Here is a 17,771-nt window from a genome sequence, read left to right on the forward strand (position 1 = left end):
TCGTCACCGCTGCGGCCGATCGACCGGGCCGCCGCTGGGCGCGACGACGAAGCGGACCTTGGCACCCGGGCGGGCCTGCGCGGCGCGGTCGGCGGCCGCCGGGGTGAGCACCGCGATCACCGGATAGCCGCCGGTGACCGGATGATCGGCCTGGAAGATGATCGGTTGCCCGTCGGGCGGCACCTGGATCGCGCCGCGGACCACGCCCTCGCTGGGCAGCTCCGCGGTGCGGGAGCGGGACAGGGCGGGCCCGGCGAGGCGCAGACCGACCGAGTCGCCGGCGGGGGAGACGGTGAACTCCGCGCCGAGGAGGGTCTCCACCGCCTCCGCGGTGAACCAGTCCTCGCGCGGACCGAGATCGACCTCCCACGGCCCGCCGTCGGCCCCGGCCGGGGCGGTCGTGTGGCGTGCGGCGCCGATCCCGTGGTCGCCGGCCGGCACCGCGCCGATCGGCAGCACGTCGCCGACGGCCGGGGTGGCAGGGCCGACGCGCGTCAGCCGGTCGGTGGAGCGCGAGCCCAGGACCGGCGGTACGGCGAAGCCGCCGCGCACCGCGAGGTAGCTGCGCAGGCCCCGGCGCGGCATCGTCACCGTGACCTCGGCGCCGGCCGGCACCTCCACGACCTGCTCCACCCCCGCGCGGTCGCCGCACACCGTGAGGACCGCGTCGGTGCCGGTCAGGACCGCGGTGGCCGGCTCGTCGAAGCGGACCCGCAGGCCGCCGAGGGTGCACTCCAGCACCGCCGCTTCCGGCGGGTTTCCGACGAGGGCGTTCGCGCGGGTGAAGGACGACCGGTCGACCGCGCCGGACGGCGCCACGCCCTGCGCGGCGTGTCCGGGGCGGCCCCGGTCCTTGAGGACCGTCAGCGGGCCGGTGCGCAGGATGGTCACCGTCATCACGGCACCGCCCTGAACGTCACCCGGACGCCGGGTACGAGCAGCGCCGGCTCGGGCCGGTCGAGGTCCCACATGCGCTCGGTGGTGCTGCCGATCAGTTGCCAGCCGCCGGGGCTGTCGTTCGGGTAGACGCCGGAGAACCGGCCCGCCAGGCCGACCGAGCCCGCCGGGATCCGGGTACGCGGGGAGTCGCGCCGGGGCACGTCGAGGCGGGGATCGCCCCCGGTCAGGTAGCCGAAGCCCGGTGCGAAGCCGGCGAACGCTACCGTCCACGGCGAGCCCGTGTGCAGGGCGATCACCCCTTCCGGGGTCAGCCCGGTGTACTCGGCCACGTCGGCCAGGTCGGGGCCGTCGTAGCGCACCGGGATCTCGACCGTGCCGGCGTCGGCCGGGTCGGGGCCGTCGACGCTCAGCCCGGCGGTCGCCCGCTCGATCGCCGCCGGGGACGTGACGGCCGGGTCGAGGTGGATCAGCACCGTCCGCGCCGCGGGGACCAGATCGACCACGCCGGGCAGGCCGGCCGCGCGCAGGGCCGCGTACAGCGAGAGGGCGGCGTCGAGGTCGTCGACCTCCGCCAGCACCGCCTCGCGGCCACAGCGGAGAAACCTGGTCACGCCGGCGCCGCCGAGAAGGCGGTGATCGGCACGCCGGCCCCGGCGAGGGCGTCGTGCACCGCGCGGGCCATCTCGACCGCACCCGGCGAATCGCCGTGCACGCAGATCGAGTCGGCCTCGATCTTGATCACGCTGCCGTCGACCGCGACCAGCGTGTGGTCGGTCACCAGCCGGAGCATCCGCTCGGCGACCTCGGCGGGGTCGTGCAGCAGCGCGCCCGGCTCGCGGCGCGGCACCAGCGTGCCGTCCGGGCGGTAGCCGCGGTCCGCGAAGGCCTCGCGGACGACGCGCAGGCCGGCCTCGTGCGCGAGGTGCAGGAAGACCGAGCCGGGCAGGCCGAGCACCGGCAGGTCCGGGTCGTAGCGGCGGACGGCGTCGATCACGGCCGCCGCCTGCTGCTCGTGGTGCACGATCGCGTTGTACAACGCGCCGTGCGGCTTGACGTAGAGCACCCGGTCGCCGGCCGCCCGGGCCAGCCCGTCCAGCGCGCCGAGCTGGTAGATCACGTCCGCGACCAGATCGGCGGTCTCGTAGTCGATGAAGCGCCGGCCGAAGCCGGGCAGGTCCCGGTAGCCGACCTGCGCGCCGATGACGACGCCCTTGGAGACCGCCCGTTCGCAGGTGGCGAGCAGGGTCCGCGGGTCGCCGGCGTGGAAACCGCAGGCGATGTTGGCGCTGCTGACCAGGTCGGTCATGGCGTCGTCGTCGCCGAGCCGCCAGGCGCCGAAACCCTCGCCGAGATCGCTGTTGAGGTCCATGGCGCTCCTCGATCGGGACGGTTCGGACGGAGGCAGCACCGACGTTAGGGATTGTTCAACGATCACGCAAGAGTTGTTCAACAATCCGCGATCACCGGGCGCTGAGCACCACCTGCCACACGCTCGTGCGGCGCACCGGCACGCTCTCCAGCGCCTCGACCACCGGCACGTCGTAGGCGCTGCGGAGGATCATTCCGTCGATCGGCAGGTAGGCCCGTCCCGGGTCCCCGACCAGCACCAACGCGCCCCGGCCCGCGGCCCGGCGCAGGAACGGCAGTACCCGCCCGGCCATCTCGCGGCTGTAGAAGACGTCGCCGGCCAGGATCACGTCGGCCTCGGCGTACCCGGTATCCAGGAGGTCTCCCTCGACGGTCCGGACCTCGACGCCGTTGGCCCGGGCGTTGGCCTCGGCGGCCGCGAGCGAGAGCGGATCGATGTCGTTGGCCGTCACCGGCCGCGCCCCGGCGCGGGCGGCGGCCACCGCGACCAGGCCCGAGCCGGTCGCCAGGTCCAGCACGGCCCGGCCGGCGACCAGGTCCGGGTCGTCGAGCACGTGCCGGGCCAGCGCCTGACCGCCGGCCCACGCGAACGCCCAGAACGGCGGTGGCCGCTCGGCGCCCGCCGCCTCCGTCCGTTCCCAGAGCTCGATCGGCTCCTCGGCCTGGTGCAGGACCAGTTCCGGCAGGAAGGGCACGGGCGCGAGTCGCGTGTTGGCGCGGACGAAGTCGGTGGACACACACCGATTCTGCTCAGTTGGCCCGGCCGGGGACCGATCAGGGGGCAGCGTCGGAGGATAGTTCGGGAGAGGAGCCGCATGCCGACTGGAGTCGCGGCTGCCCTCTTCGGCGCCGGAATGGTGCTGCTCGGCGTGGCCTACCGGGCCCTGCCGGCCTGGCAGCTGCCCCTGCTCGTGCTCGCCGGCCTCGCCACGGTCCTCGTGATCGCCGTCGGCATCCGCCGGCATCGGCCCGGCTCGCGCGGCCCCTGGCACCTGCTCGCCGTCGCGGTCGTCCTCTCGCTGGTCGGCACGACCGCCAGCAGGGGAGGCCCCGCGGCCGAACGCGTGCTCGCGAGCCTCGACGAGATCGGTGTCGGCATCCTGCTCGCGGCCCGGCCGCTGATGGCGGTGATGCTGTTCTGGTTCGTGCGGCTGCGCACGGGCGGACGGCGCGACCGGGGCGGCCTGCTCGACGCGCTCACCCTCACCGCCGGGATGGCCCTGCTCGCCTGGACGTTCGTGATCGGCCCGCACCTGCGCGACGCCGACCTCTCCGCGGTCGAGCGGTGGGTCACCGTGGCGTTCGCGGTCGGCGACCTGATCTGCCTGGCCATGCTGACCCGGCTGCTCACCGCGCCGGGGCGGGGTGTCCGGGCCGCCGCCTGGCTGGCCGCCGGCATTCTGTCGCTGCTGCTGATCGACGTCGCGGGCCTGGTGTCCTTCCATGACGACGTCACCTTCCTGTCCGCCTTCGGGCGGATCCCCCTGTACGCGGCCGCCGGCCTCGCCGCGCTGAGCACGTCGATGACCGAGCTGACCCGGCCCGCCGCGGCGCCCGCCGCCGAGCTCGGCCGGGTCCGGCTGGCGCTGCTGGCGCTGGCGTCGCTGACCGCGCCGGCCGTGCTGGTGTTCCAGGCCCGCGTCGACGGCGAGGTGTCCGACCTCAACGTGGTCGCGGTGCTGAGCGCCTGCACGTTCCTGCTGGTCCTGGCCCGGATGGCGGGCATCATGGCCAGTCACCGGCAGGCCATGGCCCGCGAGCGCGGGCTACGCGGCGCCTCGGCCGCGCTGGTCTCCGCCGCCGACGCCGACGAGGTCGGCGAGGCGGTCCGTACGGCGGTGGCCCAGCTGCTGCCCGCGGACGTGCCGCACCGGGTGGTGCTCGCCATGGCGTTCACCGAGCCCGAGCGGCCGGTCTCGCCGGAGGCCGCGGCGCAGTCCGCGCACGACCGCAGCACCGGCACGACCGCCCGCCTCGTCGCCACCCGCGACGTCGACTGGGCCGTCGCGGTCCGGCTGACCCAGTTCAACATGGTGCTGCGCTGCCCGCTGGTGCTCAAGGACCGCCCGACCGGCGACCCGCTCGTCGGCGTGCTGCACGTCGGCGGCCCGACCTGGGCCCTGCGCGGTCTGCAGCGGGCCCTCGAGGTGCTGGCCACCCAGATCGCCCTCGCCCTGGAGCGCATCGCGCTGAGCGAGGAGGTGACCAGGCGCAACAGCGAGACGTACTTCCGCACGCTGGTGCAGAACACCTCCGACGTCATCCTGATCGTGGACGACGAGGACCGGGTGCGGTATGCCAGCCCGTCCGCCGTACACGTGCTCGGCGCCGATCCGGTCGGCGTGCGCCTGCCGGACATCATCCACCCGGGCGACCGCCTCCGGCTCGCCGACGTGCTGGCCGCCGTACGCGGTAGCCAGGGCACCCAGCAGGGGCTCGACTTCCGGGCCGTCGGGCGCCGGCGTACCGAGGTGATGCTGGAGATGCACTGCCGGGACCTGCGCGCGGATCAGACCGTCGCCGGGCTGGTCGTCACCCTGCGCGACGTCACCGAGCGCCGCCAGCTCGAGCGCGAGCTCACCCACCAGGCGTTCCACGACTCGCTGACCGGCCTGGCCAACCGGGTCCTCTTCGCGGACCGGCTGGATCACGCGCTGGCCCGCGGCGCCCGCGACGGCGCGGTGGTCGGCGTGCTCTTCATCGACCTCGACGACTTCAAGATCATTAATGACACCCTGGGTCACGCGGTCGGCGACCAGTTGCTGATCGCCGTGGCCGAGCGGATCGCCGGCGCGCTGCGTGCCGACGACACCGCCGCCCGGCTCGGCGGCGACGAGTTCGCCGCGCTGGTGGAGAACGTGCAGGACCCGGGCGCGGTCGAGGAGACCGCCACCCGGATCCTGGCCGCGCTGGCCGAGCCGATCGTCATCGACGGGGAGTCGTTGCAGGCCATGGCCAGCATCGGCATCACCACCACGCCCGAGGCGGACACCGCCGACGCGCTGCTGCGCCAGGCGGACCTGGCGCTGTACGTGGCGAAGGGCGCCGGCAAGAACCAGTGGCGCCGCTACCAGTCGCACCTGCACGACGTCATGGTTCAGCGGCTCGAGCTGCGCTCCGCGCTGGACCACGCCGTCAACGAGGGTCACTTCCTGCTGCAGTACCAGCCCATCGTCGACCTGGAGAGCGACGAGGCGGTCGGCTTCGAGGCGCTGGTGCGCTGGCATCATCCGTCCCGCGGTGTCATCGCGCCGGACCAGTTCATCGAGGTGGCCGAGGAGAGCGGGCTCATCGTGCCGATGGGTCGCTGGGTGCTGGACCAGGCGCTGCACACGGTGGCGCAGTGGCGGCGCATCCTGCCGCGTGCCCGCCAGCCGTACGTGAGCGTCAACGTCTCCGTCCGGCAGTTCCGCCAGCCGGGCTTCGTCGATCAGGTCAGGGCCTCGCTCGACTACGCCGGTGTGCCGCCGCAGGCGCTGATGCTGGAGATCACCGAGACCCTGCTGATGGGCGACGACGAGCAGATCTGGGCCGATCTCGCGGTGCTGCAGGAACTCGGCGTGCGGATCGCGATCGACGACTTCGGCACCGGCTACTCGTCGCTGAGCTACCTGCGGCAGCGGCCGATCGACGTTCTGAAGATCGACAAGACGTTCATCGACGACATGGTCGGCAGCGCGCAGCAGTTGGCCCTGGTCGCGGGCATCGTGAGCCTGGCGCAGACGCTGAACCTGACGGTGGTGGCGGAGGGCATCGAGGACGCGACGCACCGGCAGATGCTGGCGCAGCTGGGCTGCCCGCTGGGCCAGGGCTACTACTACTCGGCGCCGCTCGACCCGACGGCGGCGCTGGCCTGGCTGCGCGACCCCCTGCCGCTCGCCGCCGCCTGAGTCTGTCCATTCAGGACTCACCGGCTCGGGAAGGGCCGGCTTTCGATCAGGTCCGCAAATGGTCTGATCAATGAAAGGTCCGAGTTTAACGCTGCATCATATTAAATCCGCAAACGCGAGAAAAAGTCCGATGGGCGAGTCAGGATTTCGGGTGTCAGAACCTCATCCGAAAGGACACACATCATGCGACGCACTGGCCTTCTTCTCGCAGGCGCCCTCCTCGCAACCGGTGCCGGCATGGCCCTCGCGGCGCCCGCGTCGGCCTCTCCCGGAAACGCCGGCAGCGTTGCCGTCGGCAACTACATCAACGACTACTGGTACTGGGACAACGGCGCCGACTGCTGGTACGGCGTCTACGGCGGCTACAACTACTTCCGTCCGTGGTATGGGGTTGGAAATCCCTGGGGCATCTACGGCGGCGGCTACGGCGGCCTCTGGGGTGGCGGTGTCGGTATCGGCATCTACTAACGGTCGTCTGTAGCGAACGGCCCTGCCGGGGGCATTCACCTGGGTGCCCCGGTTTGATCCCTGTCTGAAATGGATCGCTGACCCGGGCACCGATCGCGGAGCTTTCCGCGGCGGTGTCCGGGCTGGTCGCGTTTCCGATCCGATCCGCCCGATCCGGCGGATCGCGTTGTCGCGAATGGAGTGTCCGGCCGGCGCCTACCGGGTGCTGGCCGCCTTGCCCGCGTAGGCGCGGTCGGCGAGTTGCGGCAGGGTGCTCGCCGCCGCCATCGCGAGGCGGTACCGGAACGGCACCACGATGCGCCGCCGCGGCCGGCGCAGCGCCCGCTCGACCGCGTCGACCACGACCTCGGGCCCCGCCATCCGGCCCTTGCGGTGCGCCGTCAGGTCCGTCGCGATGTGCCCGGGCTCGATCAGGGTGACGCCGATGCCGGTGCCGGCCAGTTCCCGGCGTACCGAGTCGGTCATGCCGCGCAGCGCGAACTTCGTCGCCGAGTAGGCGCCGCTGATCCCGATCTCGCCGGCCACCGAGCCGATGTTGACGATCGAGCCGGATCCGGCCGCCTTCATGAGCGGGACCACCGCGCGCATGAGCCGGATCGGGGCCAGCAGGTTGACGTTCACCATCGCCGTGACGGTCGCGTCGTCGGTGAGCACCGACGGTGAGCCGCCGACCCCCGCATTGTTGATCAGCACATCGACCGTGCCGGCCTTCTCGACCAGGGCGGTGATCTGTGCCGGGTCGCCGACGTCGGTCGGTACCGGCAGTGCGGTGCCGCCGTTCCCCTCGATCTCGGCGGCGACCTCCGCCAGCTCCGCCGCGCGCCGGGCCGCCAGCACGACCGTCGTGCCCGGCCGGCCGAGCCGCAGCGCGGTCGCCCGGCCGATCCCGCTGGAAGCGCCCGTGATGATGACGACCGGCATGCCATACCTCCTGTAAAGCAGAAATCGGCGCCGCCGGTGTGCGGCGACGCCGAGTTCCGGTGGAGCGTGAATCTATCGCTTGCTGTGGTAGGCCTCGACGATCGAGCTCGGGATCCGGCCACGCTCGGAAACCTCGTAGCCGTTCTTGCTCGCCCACTCGCGAATGGCCTGATTCTGGTCGCGGCTGGCACGACCGGTGCTCGCCGGTGCTGCGCCGCGCCGGGCGGCCCGGGCCTCGACACCCGAGCGGCCGACGCGGGTGGCGACCGACAGGTACGGGTCGAGGGCCTTACGCAGCTTGCCGGCGTTCTTTTCCGACAGATCAATCGTGTAGTTCACACCGTCGAGTCCGAACTCGACGGTACGGTCGGCCTCGCCGCCGTCGAGGTCATCGGTCAGAAGGGTAATTACCTGCTTGGCCATGATGTGGTTGCTCCCGTGACGGTGCCATTGTCTTAGAGAATTCCTGCGCATTCATTCTGTCCTCGGATGATGTCGAGTGCAAATTGTCCGGCCTGCATGTCGCGAACGTCATCCGCCGCATTCGGGGGCCCGGCCTGCGGCCGCGCGCCTGCAATCGGGCCCCCGGGCGGCCCGGTGCGGCCGTCACCTCGACAAATACTCGAAACTTTCCCGCAACACTTCTCATGCCTATCAATCTGTTGTAAGTTGCGTGGGAGCGCTCCCACAGCACCCCTCCCCCGGGGATCCCCCACCACCCAGGAGCAGTCATGAGACGCGTCATCCGCGCCATCACGGCCGCCGCTCTGCTGGCCGCGGGCTCGATCGCGACATTCGTGGTCGCCGGTCCCGCGCACGCCGACACGCAAATCTGCGAGCAGTTCGGGACCACCACGATCGGCGGCCGTTACGTCGTGATGAACAACCGCTGGGGCACCTCCGCCGAACAGTGCATCAATGTCACCGACAGCGGTTTCGCCATCACCCGCCAGCAGGGCGTCGGCAACACCAGCGGGGCGCCGGTGTCCTACCCGGCGGTCTACCTCGGCTGCCATTACGCGAACTGTTCTCCCGGCTCCAACCTGCCGATGCAGGTCAGCTCGATCAGCAGCGCGAACAGCAGCGTCGGCTACACCTACGTCTCCGGCGCCACCTACGACGCCGCGTTTGACATCTGGCTGGACCCGTCGGCGAGGCGGGACGGCGTCAACGCCATGGAGATCATGATCTGGTTCAACCGGCAGGGCTCGATCCAGCCGATCGGCTCCGCCGTCGGCAACACCACGATCGGCGGCCGCACCTGGCAGGTCTGGCAGGGCAGCAACGGCGCCAACAACGTCATCTCGTACGTGGCTCCGTCGGCGATCACCGGCTGGAGCTTCAGCGTCCTGGACTTCATCAACGACGTGAAGAACCGCGGCGCGATCACCAACGCGTGGTACCTCACGAGCATCCAGGCCGGATTCGAGCCGTGGATCGGCGGTGCGGGCCTGGCCGTCACGAACTTCTCGGCGACGGTCAACGGCGGCGGCACGACCCCGCCGACGACGCCGACCACCCCGCCGACGACTCCGCCCACCGGCGGCACCTCGGCATGCAGGGTGACCTATGCGGCGGACTCGTGGAGCAACGGCTACGTCGCCAACGTGACGGTCGCCAACACCGGCAGCGGGGCGATCAACGGCTGGACGCTCGGCTTCACGCTCCCCGCCGGGCAGGCGATCACCAACTCCTGGAACGCGACGCTCTCCGGCACCAGCGGCGCGCTGACCGCCCGCAATGTCGCCTTCAACGGCAGCATCCCGGCCGGCGGCAGCACCTCCTTCGGCTTCCAGGGCACCTACAGCGGCGGCTTCGCGACACCGTCCACCTTCACCCTCAACGGAGCGGCCTGCACCCGCGCCTAGTGCCACCGCAAACCCTGAACGGCCCCGCCTCGTCATCGATCAACCCGATGGCGGGGCGGCTGGCATTCGGTACCGGGAGCCTGGGTAGGTCCCGCGCCGTGGCCGGTCAGGGCGGCGGCGCGATCGGCAGGATGCGCAGCGCCGCCGGCGCGTGTGCCGGTACGGCGGGGGAGCGCGGCGCGACCGGCTCGAGCCGTCGATAGTCCGCGCCCGGCACCGGTCGGGCGTCGACCTCGTCGGCGTTGGGCCACAGCGACATCGCCCGTTCCGCGAGTGCCGTGATGGTCAGCGACGGGTTCACCCCGAGGTTCGCCGGAATCACCGAGCCGTCCACCACGTGCAGGCCCTCGTAGCCGTACACCCGCTGGTAGGGGTCGACCACGCCGGTCTCGGGCGAGTCGCCGATGGTGACGCCGCCCAGGATGTGTGCGGTCATCGGGATGTCGAAGACGTCGCCGATCGCGCCGCCCGGCTGGCCGCCGATCTTCGTGGCCATCCTGCGCACCGCCTCGTGGCCGACCGGGATCCAGGTCGGGTTGGCCGGACCGTGGCCCGGCCCGGTGGTGAGCCGCCCGGTGCGGGTGCGGCGCACCGTCAGGGAGTTGTCCAGGGTCTGCATGACCAGCGCGATTATCGTCTTGTCGGACCACCGCCGGGTGGAGAGCGACCGCAGCAGCAGACCCGGGTGGCGCAGCGCCTGGCCGAGGAAGCGGATCGGCCGTGGCACCCGGCCGCCGCCGTCGACCAGCAGGGTCGTGAGTAGGCCCATCGCGTTGCTGCCCGGGCCGTAACGGACCGGCTCGATGTGGGTGTCGGCGTCCGGGTGGAAGCTCGACGTGATGGCGACCCCGGCCGAGAACGGCTTCTCCGGCACCTTCATCGCCTGCGCGCCGAGCAGCGCCTCCGAGTTGGTCCGGGTCAGGGCGCCGAGCCGGGCGGAGAGCCGCGGCAGCACGCCGGTGTCCCGCATGGCGTGCAGCAGCCGCTGGGTGCCGAGCGCCCCGGCGGAGAGCACGACCTGCCGCGCGGTGAAGGTGCCCTTGGACGTCGTCAGCAGCCAGCCGCCGTCGACCGGTCGCAGCGCCTTGACCGTGGTCTCCGGGTGTATGACCGCGCCCGCGCGCTCCGCCAGGTAGAGATAGTTCAGATCCAGCCGGTTCTTCGCACCCGTGCGGCAGCCGATCATGCAGTCGCCGCACTCGGTGCACCCCGTCCGCTCGGGGCCGGCCCCGCCGAAGTAGGGATCGGGCACGGTCCTGCCGGGCTCACCGAAGAAGACCCCCACCGGGGTACGGCGGAAGGTGCCGCCGACGCCCATGTCCTCGGCGACCGACTTGACCACCTCGTCGGAGGGCGTCATCGACGGCTGCACCGTGACGCCGAGCATCCTCGTCGCCTGCGCGTAGTGCGGCTCCAGCTCGGCGGCCCAGTCGGTGATCCCGGCCCAGCGCGGGTCGGCGAAGAACGGGGCGGGCGGCTGGTAGAGCGTGTTCGCGTAGACCAGCGAGCCGCCGCCGACCCCCGCCGCGGAGAGCACCACGATGTCCTTGAGCAGCGTGATCCGCTGAATGCCGCGCAGGCCGAGCGCGGGCGCCCAGAGGAAGGCCCGCAGGTCCCACGACGTCTTCGGCAGCGTCTGCGGCGTGTAGCGCCGGCCCGCCTCGAGCACGCCGACCCGGTAGCCCTTCTCCGTCAGCCGCAGCGCCGTGACGCTGCCGCCGAAGCCGCTGCCCACGACGACGATGTCGTAGTTCGTCATGCCGCTCACCTCATCACGTCGAACGACTTCGGGCCAGAGGTGAATCTCCTACGGATTCCATTTCCGGTCCCGCGGGCCGGTGCCTCGACGATCTTGGGCATCATGGCTGGAGGGTAGCGCGGGGGACTACGGTAGGGCCGTGCGTGCAGCGACGATGGCCGACATCGCCCGGCGCGCGGGCGTGTCCCGGATCGCGGTGTCCTACGCCCTCAACGGCCGTCCCGGCGTCTCCGCCGATCTGCGCCGGCGCATCCTCGGCATCGCCCGCGAGGTGGGCTATCGCGCGAACGGCCCGGCCCTGGCCCTGCACGGCGCCGCGGCCAGCGCGGTCGGGCTGGTGCTGCTGCGCTCGTCGGCGGCGCTGACCGTCGAGGTGTTCCGGCGGCAGCTGATCGCCGGCATCCAGGCCGAGCTGTCGGCGCGCGGCTTCGGGCTGGCGCTGCAGCTCGTCGCCGACCTGGAGGAGGAGGCGCAGGTCTACCGGCGGTGGAGCGCCGAGCGCCGGGTCGACGGCGTGCTGATCTGCGATCCCCGCCTCGACGATCCCCGGATCCCCGTCGTGCGCAAGCTCGGCCTGCCGGCCGCGCTCGTCGGTGGCACGCCGGACGAAGCACTGCCCGGGGCCTGGTGCGACGACGCCGGCTGGACCCGGGACCTGGTCGAGCATCTGGGCGGGCTGGGCCACGCCCGGATCGCCCGGGTCAGCGGGCCGGGCGGGATGGTGCACACGACGGTCCGCGACGCGGCGATGCGGGAGGCCTGCGCCCGCCGCGGCATCGGCCTCACCGTCGTTCGGGGCGACTACACCGGCGCGGACGGCGCCGCGCGCACCCGCGAGCTGCTGCGGCGGGGGCGGCGGCCGACGGCGATCGTCTACGACAACGACGTCATGGCCGTCGCGGGGCTGGGCGTCGCGGGTGAGCTCGGTCTGGCCGTGCCGGACGGGTTGTCGATCGTGGCCTGTGAGGACTCGCCGCTCTGCCAGGTCGTCGGCCCGCCGCTGACGGTGATCCGGCGGGACATCGCGGCCTTCGGGAGCCTGGCGACCGCACAGCTCTTCGCCGCGCTCGACGGCGAGCCGCGGCCGCCGGTCCAGGCGGAGAGCGGCCGCCTCGAGGTCCGCCGCAGCACCGGCCCGGCCTGACCGCTGACGGCGCGAGACACCCCCTAGCTCCGTGGCGGGGGCGCGGTGCTGCCGCGGGCGACGAGACGGGCGGGCTCGTCCAGCCGGCTGCCCACCCGCTCGCCGCCGATGACGGCGAGCAGCAGCCGGGCCGCATGCGCGCCGTACGCCGAGATGTCACGGGTCAGCGCGGTCAGCGGCGGATGCACCAGCCCGCAGACGGGCGAGTCGTCCCAGGCCACAATGGACAGATCCGCCGGAACCGAACAGCCCATCTCCTGCGCCGTCGCCAGCCCCGCGATCGCCATGATGTCGTTGTCGTAGACGATCGCCGTCGGCCGCCGTCCCCGCCGCAGCAGGTCCCGGGTCGCCCGGGCGCCGGCCTCTCCGGTGTAGTCCGTCCAGACCGTGTCCGCCGAGGTGACCGGCAGCCGCGCGCACGCCTCGGCGAACGCCCGGGTCCGCGCGGCGGTGTGTGCGAGGTCCGCGATGCCGGCGACCCGGGCGACCCGCCGGTGTCCCAGGCCCGCCAGGTGATCGAGGGCCTCCGCCACCGAAACGGCGTCGTCGGACCACACGCTCGCCAGGCCGCCGCCGGCCGCCGGCGGCCCGACGATCACCGCCGGCATGCCGATCTCCTCGACCGCCGGTACCCGCGGATCGTCGGCGCGTACATCACAGAGCAGCACCCCGTCGACCCGACCCTCGATCCACCACTGCCGGTAGACGTCGATCTCCGACGCCGCCTCGTCATCCGGAACCATCCGCAGCATCAGCGCATAGGAGCGGGTGGACAACTCGGCCTCGACGCCGCTCACCAGCTCCATGAAGAACGGCTCGACCCCCAGGGTGCTGGCCGGCCGCTGAAGGGCCAGCCCGACGACCTTCGCCGGCGCTCCCGCCAGCGCCCGCGCCGCCGCGCTGGCCCGGAAGCCGAGCCGGTCGGCGATGGCCAGGATCCGCGCCCGGGTCGCCTCGGACACCCCCGGCCGGTCGTTGAGCGCGTAGGACACCGCGCCCTTGGAGACGCCGGCCTCGCGGGCTATATCGGCGATCGTCGGTCGCTTCACCTTCGCCAGGATGTCACGGGCGCCCCGGGCGTGGTTACCCTCGACACCGGTGGCGCCGCGCGACCGCCCGGCCCATGATGCAGAGATGCTCTCCTACGCCTGCGGGATCTCCGACGTGCCGCTGCTCGGCGAGACGATCGGCGCCAACCTCGAACGCACCGTCGCGGCCTTCGGGGACCGCGAGGCCCTGGTCGACGTGCCGTCGCGGCGCCGGTGGACCTACCCGGAATTCGACGGCGCGGTCAACGAGGTCGCCCGCGGCCTGCTGGCCCGCGGCATCGCCAAGGGCGACCGGGTCGGCATCTGGGCACCGAACTGCGCCGAGTGGGTCATCACGCAGTACGCGACGGCCAAGGTCGGCGCGATCCTGGTCAACATCAACCCGGCCTATCGGACGCACGAACTCGCGTATGTGGTCGAGCAGGCGGGGCTGAGCCTGCTGTTCAGCGCGGTCGCGTTCAAGACCAGCGACTACCGCGGCATGATCGCCGAGATCGGCTTCACCCGCACGGTCTTCATCGGCACGCCGGACTGGGACGCCCTGATCGCGGCGGGCGAGGGGCGCTCGCTCGCCGAACGGGCCGCGACGCTGGCCTTCGACGACCCGATCAACATCCAGTACACGTCGGGCACGACCGGCTTCCCGAAGGGCGCCACGCTCTCGCACCACAACATCTTGAACAACGGCTTCTTCGTCGGCGAACTGGTCGGCTACACCGAGGCCGACCGGATCTGCATCCCGGTCCCGCTCTACCACTGCTTCGGCATGGTGATGGGCAACCTGGCCGCGACCTCGCACGGCGCGTGCATGGTGCTGCCGGCGCAGGGCTTCGACCCCGCGGCCGCGCTGCGGGCCGTGGCGAGCGAGCGCTGCACCTCCCTGTACGGCGTGCCGACCATGTTCATCGCCGAGCTCGGCCTGCCGGACTTCGCGGACCACGACCTGTCCTCGCTGCGTACCGGAATCATGGCGGGCTCACCCTGTCCGGTCGAGGTGATGAAGCGCGTGGTCGCCGAGATGAACATGGGCGAGGTCGCCATCTGTTACGGGATGACTGAGACCTCGCCGGTGTCCACGATGACCCGCCGCGACGACGGCCTGGACCGGCGTACCGGGACGGTCGGCCGGGTGCTGCCACACCTGGAGTCGAAGGTGGTCGGCCCGGAGTCCGGCCTGCCGCTGCCGCGCGGCGAGGCCGGCGAGCTGTGCACCCGCGGCTACTCGGTCATGCTCGGCTACTGGGACCAGCCCGCGGCCACCGCGGAGGCGATCGACGCGTCCCGCTGGATGCACACGGGCGACCTGGCGACGATGGACGCGGACGGCTACGTCAACATCGTCGGCCGGATCAAGGACCTGGTGATCCGCGGCGGCGAGAACGTCTACCCCCGTGAGGTCGAGGAGTTCCTCTACTCCCACCCGGACATCACGGACGTCCAGGTGATCGGGGTCCCCGACACCCGGTACGGCGAGGAGTTGATGGCCTGGGTGGTGATGCGCCCGGGCGCGACGCCGTTGACGGCGGACGCGGTGCGGGAGTTCTGTGCGGGCCGGCTCGCGCACTACAAGGTGCCCCGCTACGTGCACGTGGTGGACGGCTTCCCGATGACGGTGACGGGCAAGGTCCGCAAGGTGGAGATGCGCGAGCTGGCCGTGGAAATCCTCGGCCTGCACGAGGCGGCGGGCACCCGCAACGCCTAGGACACGCCCTAGACCATCCGGGCGTGCAGGCGCGCCGCCTCCGCGGGGCCGGTGGTCGTCCGCAGTGCCAGCCAGGCGGCTCCCGCCGCCGGGTCCCGGGAGGTCGTGACCGGGGTGTCCAGGGCCGCGAGGACCGCGGCCCGCACGGGGGTTTCCCGGGTCAGCAGGCCGCCGGCGAGGACTACCGGGCCGTCCGGCGTGCCGAGCTCGGCGAGGGTGGCGAGCAGCCGGGCGGCGGCCTCGGAGGTCAGGCGCCCGGCGAGGGGGTCGCCGTCCGCGGCGGCCGCGCACACCAGCGGGGCCAGGGCGGCGAACGCGGCCGGTGGCCGGCGCCCGGCCCAGTGCACCAGGGCGTCGCGGGTGTCCACTCCGGCGTGTTCGGCGATCCTGGCGGGCAGGCCGGCCGGGACGGTGCGCCCGGTCCAGGCGCGGGCCGCCGAGCGGACCGCCCGCAGGCCCAGCCACAGGCCCGAACCCTCGTCGCCGAGGAGCCAGCCGAGGCCGTCGGCCGTGCGGCCTATCCGCCGGTCGCCGATGCGCGCCGCGACCGCTCCGGTGCCGGCGATGAGCACGGCGCCCGAGGGCGCCGCGGTGCCCGCCGCGAAGGCCGTCACCGCGTCACCGACCATCGTGATCGGGCAGGTCAGGCCTCGCTCCGCCCACTCGTCCGCGAACGCCGCCGCGACCCGTGGGTCCGCCGCGATCGCCGCGCCGGCGACTCCCACGACGCCCGCCACCACGGCCGCCGGGTCGTGGTCACCCAGCGCCTCGCGCACCGCCGTACCGATGGAGCGTGCCGCCGCCGGGCCCGCGGTCGTGGGGTTTCCCGGGCCGGCGCGGCCGCGGCCGACGACGGTGCCGTCGGCGGCGGCCACCACCGCCCGGGACGCCGTGCCGCCGGCGTCGACACCCAGCACGAGGACCATGCGACAGATCGAAACATAGAAACTTCTTATTGACCAGAAGATGAAGTGGTCGTAATTTTCATCGTCAAGGCCAATCGATGAAAAGGAAGACCACTGGTGACGGGTGAGAGCGGCGGGCTGCTGGTGCGGCTGCGCATCGAGGGACCGACCATGCCGGAGGCGCTGGCGAAGATCGCCGAGGCCATTCTCGGCGATCCGGAGACGGCCGCGCACGCGAGCATCGTCGATCTGGCCGAACGATCGGGGACGTCGACGGCGACGGTCACCCGGTTCAGCCGGGCGCTCGGCTTCAAGGGGTACGCGAACCTGCGCGTCGCCGTCGCGACCGAGACCGGCCGGGCCGAGCAGGCGCGCTGGGAGACCGACATCTCCGGTGACATCTCGCCGACCGATCCGCTCGGCAACGTGCTCGACGTGATCACCGCCGCCGACACCCGGGCCATCCAGGCCACCGCCGCCGGCCTCGACACCACCGCGATCGAGCGGGTCGCCGCCGCGATCGCCGCCGCCGGCCGGGTGGAGATCTTCGGGCTGGGCAGCAGCGGCACGGCGGGCAGCGAGATGGCGTTCCGCCTCGAGCGGATCCGGATCCCGGTCCGGTACCGCGCCGACACGCACACCGCCCTGACCAACGCCGCGCTGCTCGGGCCGGGCGACGTCGCGATCGGCCTCTCGCACTCCGGCCGCACCCGCGAGGCGATCGAGACGCTCGCCGAGGCCGCCGACCACGGCGCGCTGACCGTGGCCGTCACCTCCTTCGCACGCTCACCGCTCGCCGAGGTGGCCGACGTCGTCTTCACCACCTCGGTGCACGAGACCACGTTCCGGCTCGCGGCCCTCTCGGCGCTGCACTCGCAGCTGCTGATCCTCGACCTCATCTACGTCGCCGTCGCCCAGCGCACCTACGAGCGGACCACGGAGGCGCTCGAACTCACCGTGCGGGCCGTCGACGCGCACCGCGTACCGGAGAACGGCGCCGGCAACCGCAAGCGAGCACGGAGGGAGAAGCCGCTGTGACCATCACAAGCGCCGACTACGTCGAGGTCATCGGGAAGGCCATCGCGCGGATCGGCACCGGGCAGGGCGACCTGGTGGCGCGCGCCGCCGACCTGCTGACCGCGACGCTGCGGGCCGGCGGGGTGATACAGGCGTTCGGCTGCGGGCACTCCGAGGCGCTCGCCATGGAGATCGCCGGGCGGGCCGGCGGCCTGGTACCCACCAACAAGATCGCACTGCGCGACCTCGTCCTGTACGGCGGCGAGCCGGCGAGCGTGCTCGGCGACCCCGAGCTCGAGCGCACGCCCGGCGTCGCGCACCGGCTCTACGACCTCGCGCCGATCAAGCCCGACGACGCCTTCGTCATCGCCTCCAACTCCGGCGTCAACGGCGCGGTGGTGGAGATGGCGCACCTGGTGAAGCAGCGCGGACACGCCCTGATCGCGATCACCTCCGCCGCGCACTCGGCCCGGGCCGCCTCGCGGCACGACAGCGGGCTCAAGCTCGGCGACCTCGCCGACGTCGTCCTCGACAACGGCGCACCCTACGGCGACGCGTCCCTCGCATACGGCGACGGTGCCGTCGGTGCCGTCTCCTCGATCACCGCGGCGCTGCTCGCACAGCAGATCGTCGTCGAGGTGGTCGCGCGGCTGCTGGCGCTCGGCGTCGTCCCGCCGGTCTACCTGTCCGACAACGTGCCGGGCGGGCGGGAGCACAACAGAGAAATCGAAGCGCGGTACGCCGGGCGCATCCGGCGTACCGCTTAGGGAAAAGGCCCAG

16 protein-coding genes are annotated in these 17,771 nt (G+C 72.6%); 7 read left to right on the plus strand and 9 right to left on the minus strand.

Annotated elements, in window-relative coordinates:
- Positions 1 to 3 precede the first annotated feature (3 nt).
- The 4 genes from AB0B58_RS36805 to AB0B58_RS36820 form a co-directional block, all read right to left on the minus strand.
- The gene (locus AB0B58_RS36805) at positions 4 to 897 is read right to left on the minus strand and encodes a biotin-dependent carboxyltransferase family protein (protein ID WP_360233929.1); all 894 of its coding nucleotides are present in this window, start codon (positions 895 to 897) and stop codon (positions 4 to 6) included.
- Positions 897 to 1,511 (minus strand): allophanate hydrolase subunit 1, encoded by a 615-nt coding sequence (locus tag AB0B58_RS36810; protein WP_360233932.1) that lies wholly within the window; start codon positions 1,509 to 1,511, stop codon positions 897 to 899. Before AB0B58_RS36810 ends, AB0B58_RS36805 begins: the two co-directional genes overlap by 1 nt.
- A complete protein-coding gene (locus tag AB0B58_RS36815) occupies positions 1,508 to 2,269 on the minus strand; it encodes a 5-oxoprolinase subunit PxpA (protein WP_360233935.1) in 762 nt (253 codons plus the stop codon). Before AB0B58_RS36815 ends, AB0B58_RS36810 begins: the two co-directional genes overlap by 4 nt.
- 91 nt (positions 2,270 to 2,360) lie before the next feature.
- Positions 2,361 to 3,005, minus strand: a complete 645-nt coding sequence (locus AB0B58_RS36820) for a 50S ribosomal protein L11 methyltransferase (protein WP_360233938.1) — start codon at positions 3,003 to 3,005, stop codon at positions 2,361 to 2,363.
- A gap of 78 nt (positions 3,006 to 3,083) precedes the next feature.
- On the opposite strand from AB0B58_RS36820, the gene AB0B58_RS36825 reads away from it, so the two are divergent.
- Positions 3,084 to 6,158, plus strand: coding sequence for an EAL domain-containing protein (locus AB0B58_RS36825; RefSeq protein ID WP_360233941.1), 3,075 nt, complete (start codon positions 3,084 to 3,086; stop codon positions 6,156 to 6,158).
- 183 nt (positions 6,159 to 6,341) lie between these two features.
- The gene (locus tag AB0B58_RS36830; protein ID WP_360233944.1) at positions 6,342 to 6,626 is read left to right on the plus strand and encodes a hypothetical protein; all 285 of its coding nucleotides are present in this window, start codon (positions 6,342 to 6,344) and stop codon (positions 6,624 to 6,626) included.
- A 195-nt stretch (positions 6,627 to 6,821) separates the two neighbouring features.
- Here the strand turns inward: AB0B58_RS36830 and AB0B58_RS36835 are convergent, their stop codons facing one another.
- Positions 6,822 to 7,547: an SDR family oxidoreductase gene (locus tag AB0B58_RS36835; RefSeq protein ID WP_360233947.1), complete on the minus strand. Its 726-nt coding sequence runs from the start codon at positions 7,545 to 7,547 to the stop codon at positions 6,822 to 6,824.
- Between the two features lie 72 nt (positions 7,548 to 7,619).
- Positions 7,620 to 7,970: an Lsr2 family protein gene (locus AB0B58_RS36840; RefSeq protein ID WP_360233950.1), complete on the minus strand. Its 351-nt coding sequence runs from the start codon at positions 7,968 to 7,970 to the stop codon at positions 7,620 to 7,622.
- A gap of 308 nt (positions 7,971 to 8,278) precedes the next feature.
- Between AB0B58_RS36840 and AB0B58_RS36845 the strand changes: the two genes are divergently transcribed.
- Positions 8,279 to 9,415, plus strand: a complete 1,137-nt coding sequence (locus AB0B58_RS36845; protein ID WP_360233953.1) for a GH12 family glycosyl hydrolase domain-containing protein — start codon at positions 8,279 to 8,281, stop codon at positions 9,413 to 9,415.
- A 106-nt stretch (positions 9,416 to 9,521) separates the two neighbouring features.
- On the opposite strand, the gene AB0B58_RS36850 is transcribed toward AB0B58_RS36845, so the two are convergent.
- On the minus strand, positions 9,522 to 11,174 hold the full coding sequence (locus AB0B58_RS36850; protein ID WP_360233956.1) for a GMC family oxidoreductase: 1,653 nt from the start codon (positions 11,172 to 11,174) through the stop codon (positions 9,522 to 9,524).
- A gap of 154 nt (positions 11,175 to 11,328) precedes the next feature.
- Here AB0B58_RS36850 and AB0B58_RS36855 point away from each other — a divergent pair, with 154 nt between their 5' ends.
- A complete protein-coding gene (locus AB0B58_RS36855; RefSeq protein WP_360234152.1) occupies positions 11,329 to 12,318 on the plus strand; it encodes a LacI family DNA-binding transcriptional regulator in 990 nt (329 codons plus the stop codon).
- 23 nt (positions 12,319 to 12,341) lie between these two features.
- Here the strand turns inward: AB0B58_RS36855 and AB0B58_RS36860 are convergent, their stop codons facing one another.
- Positions 12,342 to 13,367 carry a LacI family DNA-binding transcriptional regulator gene (locus AB0B58_RS36860; RefSeq protein ID WP_360233959.1) on the minus strand — a complete coding sequence of 342 codons (1,026 nt, stop codon included), beginning with the start codon at positions 13,365 to 13,367 and terminating at the stop codon, positions 12,342 to 12,344.
- Between the two features lie 85 nt (positions 13,368 to 13,452).
- On the opposite strand from AB0B58_RS36860, the gene AB0B58_RS36865 reads away from it, so the two are divergent.
- A complete protein-coding gene (locus AB0B58_RS36865) occupies positions 13,453 to 15,069 on the plus strand; it encodes an AMP-binding protein (RefSeq protein WP_360233962.1) in 1,617 nt (538 codons plus the stop codon).
- Between the two features lie 8 nt (positions 15,070 to 15,077).
- Here AB0B58_RS36865 and AB0B58_RS36870 read toward each other — a convergent pair whose 3' ends face one another.
- Positions 15,078 to 15,995 (minus strand): BadF/BadG/BcrA/BcrD ATPase family protein, encoded by a 918-nt coding sequence (locus AB0B58_RS36870; protein WP_360233965.1) that lies wholly within the window; start codon positions 15,993 to 15,995, stop codon positions 15,078 to 15,080.
- A gap of 96 nt (positions 15,996 to 16,091) precedes the next feature.
- Between AB0B58_RS36870 and AB0B58_RS36875 the strand changes: the two genes are divergently transcribed.
- A complete protein-coding gene (locus AB0B58_RS36875) occupies positions 16,092 to 17,012 on the plus strand; it encodes a MurR/RpiR family transcriptional regulator (RefSeq protein ID WP_360233968.1) in 921 nt (306 codons plus the stop codon).
- Positions 17,009 to 17,758, plus strand: a complete 750-nt coding sequence (locus tag AB0B58_RS36880) for an SIS domain-containing protein (RefSeq protein WP_360233971.1) — start codon at positions 17,009 to 17,011, stop codon at positions 17,756 to 17,758. The genes AB0B58_RS36875 and AB0B58_RS36880 overlap by 4 nt, the downstream gene beginning before the upstream one ends.
- The last annotated feature ends 13 nt before the right edge of the window (positions 17,759 to 17,771 follow it).

Source organism: Actinoplanes sp. NPDC049118 (genome assembly GCF_040648555.1).
Taxonomy (GTDB): Bacteria; Actinomycetota; Actinomycetes; order Mycobacteriales; family Micromonosporaceae; genus Actinoplanes.

Bases quoted from the DNA above. Each gene is read 5' to 3' on its own strand.
- AB0B58_RS36805 (WP_360233929.1), bottom strand. From the start codon at position 897: ATGACGGTGACCATCCTGCGCACCGGCCCGCTGACGGTCCTCAAGGAC.
- AB0B58_RS36830 (WP_360233944.1), top strand. From the start codon at position 6,342: ATGCGACGCACTGGCCTTCTTCTCGCAGGCGCCCTCCTCGCAACCGGT.
- AB0B58_RS36865 (WP_360233962.1), top strand. From the start codon at position 13,453: ATGCTCTCCTACGCCTGCGGGATCTCCGACGTGCCGCTGCTCGGCGAG.
- AB0B58_RS36850 (WP_360233956.1), bottom strand. From the start codon at position 11,174: ATGACGAACTACGACATCGTCGTCGTGGGCAGCGGCTTCGGCGGCAGC.
- AB0B58_RS36815 (WP_360233935.1), bottom strand. From the start codon at position 2,269: ATGGACCTCAACAGCGATCTCGGCGAGGGTTTCGGCGCCTGGCGGCTC.
- AB0B58_RS36855 (WP_360234152.1), top strand. From the start codon at position 11,329: ATGGCCGACATCGCCCGGCGCGCGGGCGTGTCCCGGATCGCGGTGTCC.
- AB0B58_RS36870 (WP_360233965.1), bottom strand. From the start codon at position 15,995: ATGGTCCTCGTGCTGGGTGTCGACGCCGGCGGCACGGCGTCCCGGGCG.
- AB0B58_RS36845 (WP_360233953.1), top strand. From the start codon at position 8,279: ATGAGACGCGTCATCCGCGCCATCACGGCCGCCGCTCTGCTGGCCGCG.
- AB0B58_RS36825 (WP_360233941.1), top strand. From the start codon at position 3,084: ATGCCGACTGGAGTCGCGGCTGCCCTCTTCGGCGCCGGAATGGTGCTG.
- AB0B58_RS36835 (WP_360233947.1), bottom strand. From the start codon at position 7,547: ATGCCGGTCGTCATCATCACGGGCGCTTCCAGCGGGATCGGCCGGGCG.
- AB0B58_RS36840 (WP_360233950.1), bottom strand. From the start codon at position 7,970: ATGGCCAAGCAGGTAATTACCCTTCTGACCGATGACCTCGACGGCGGC.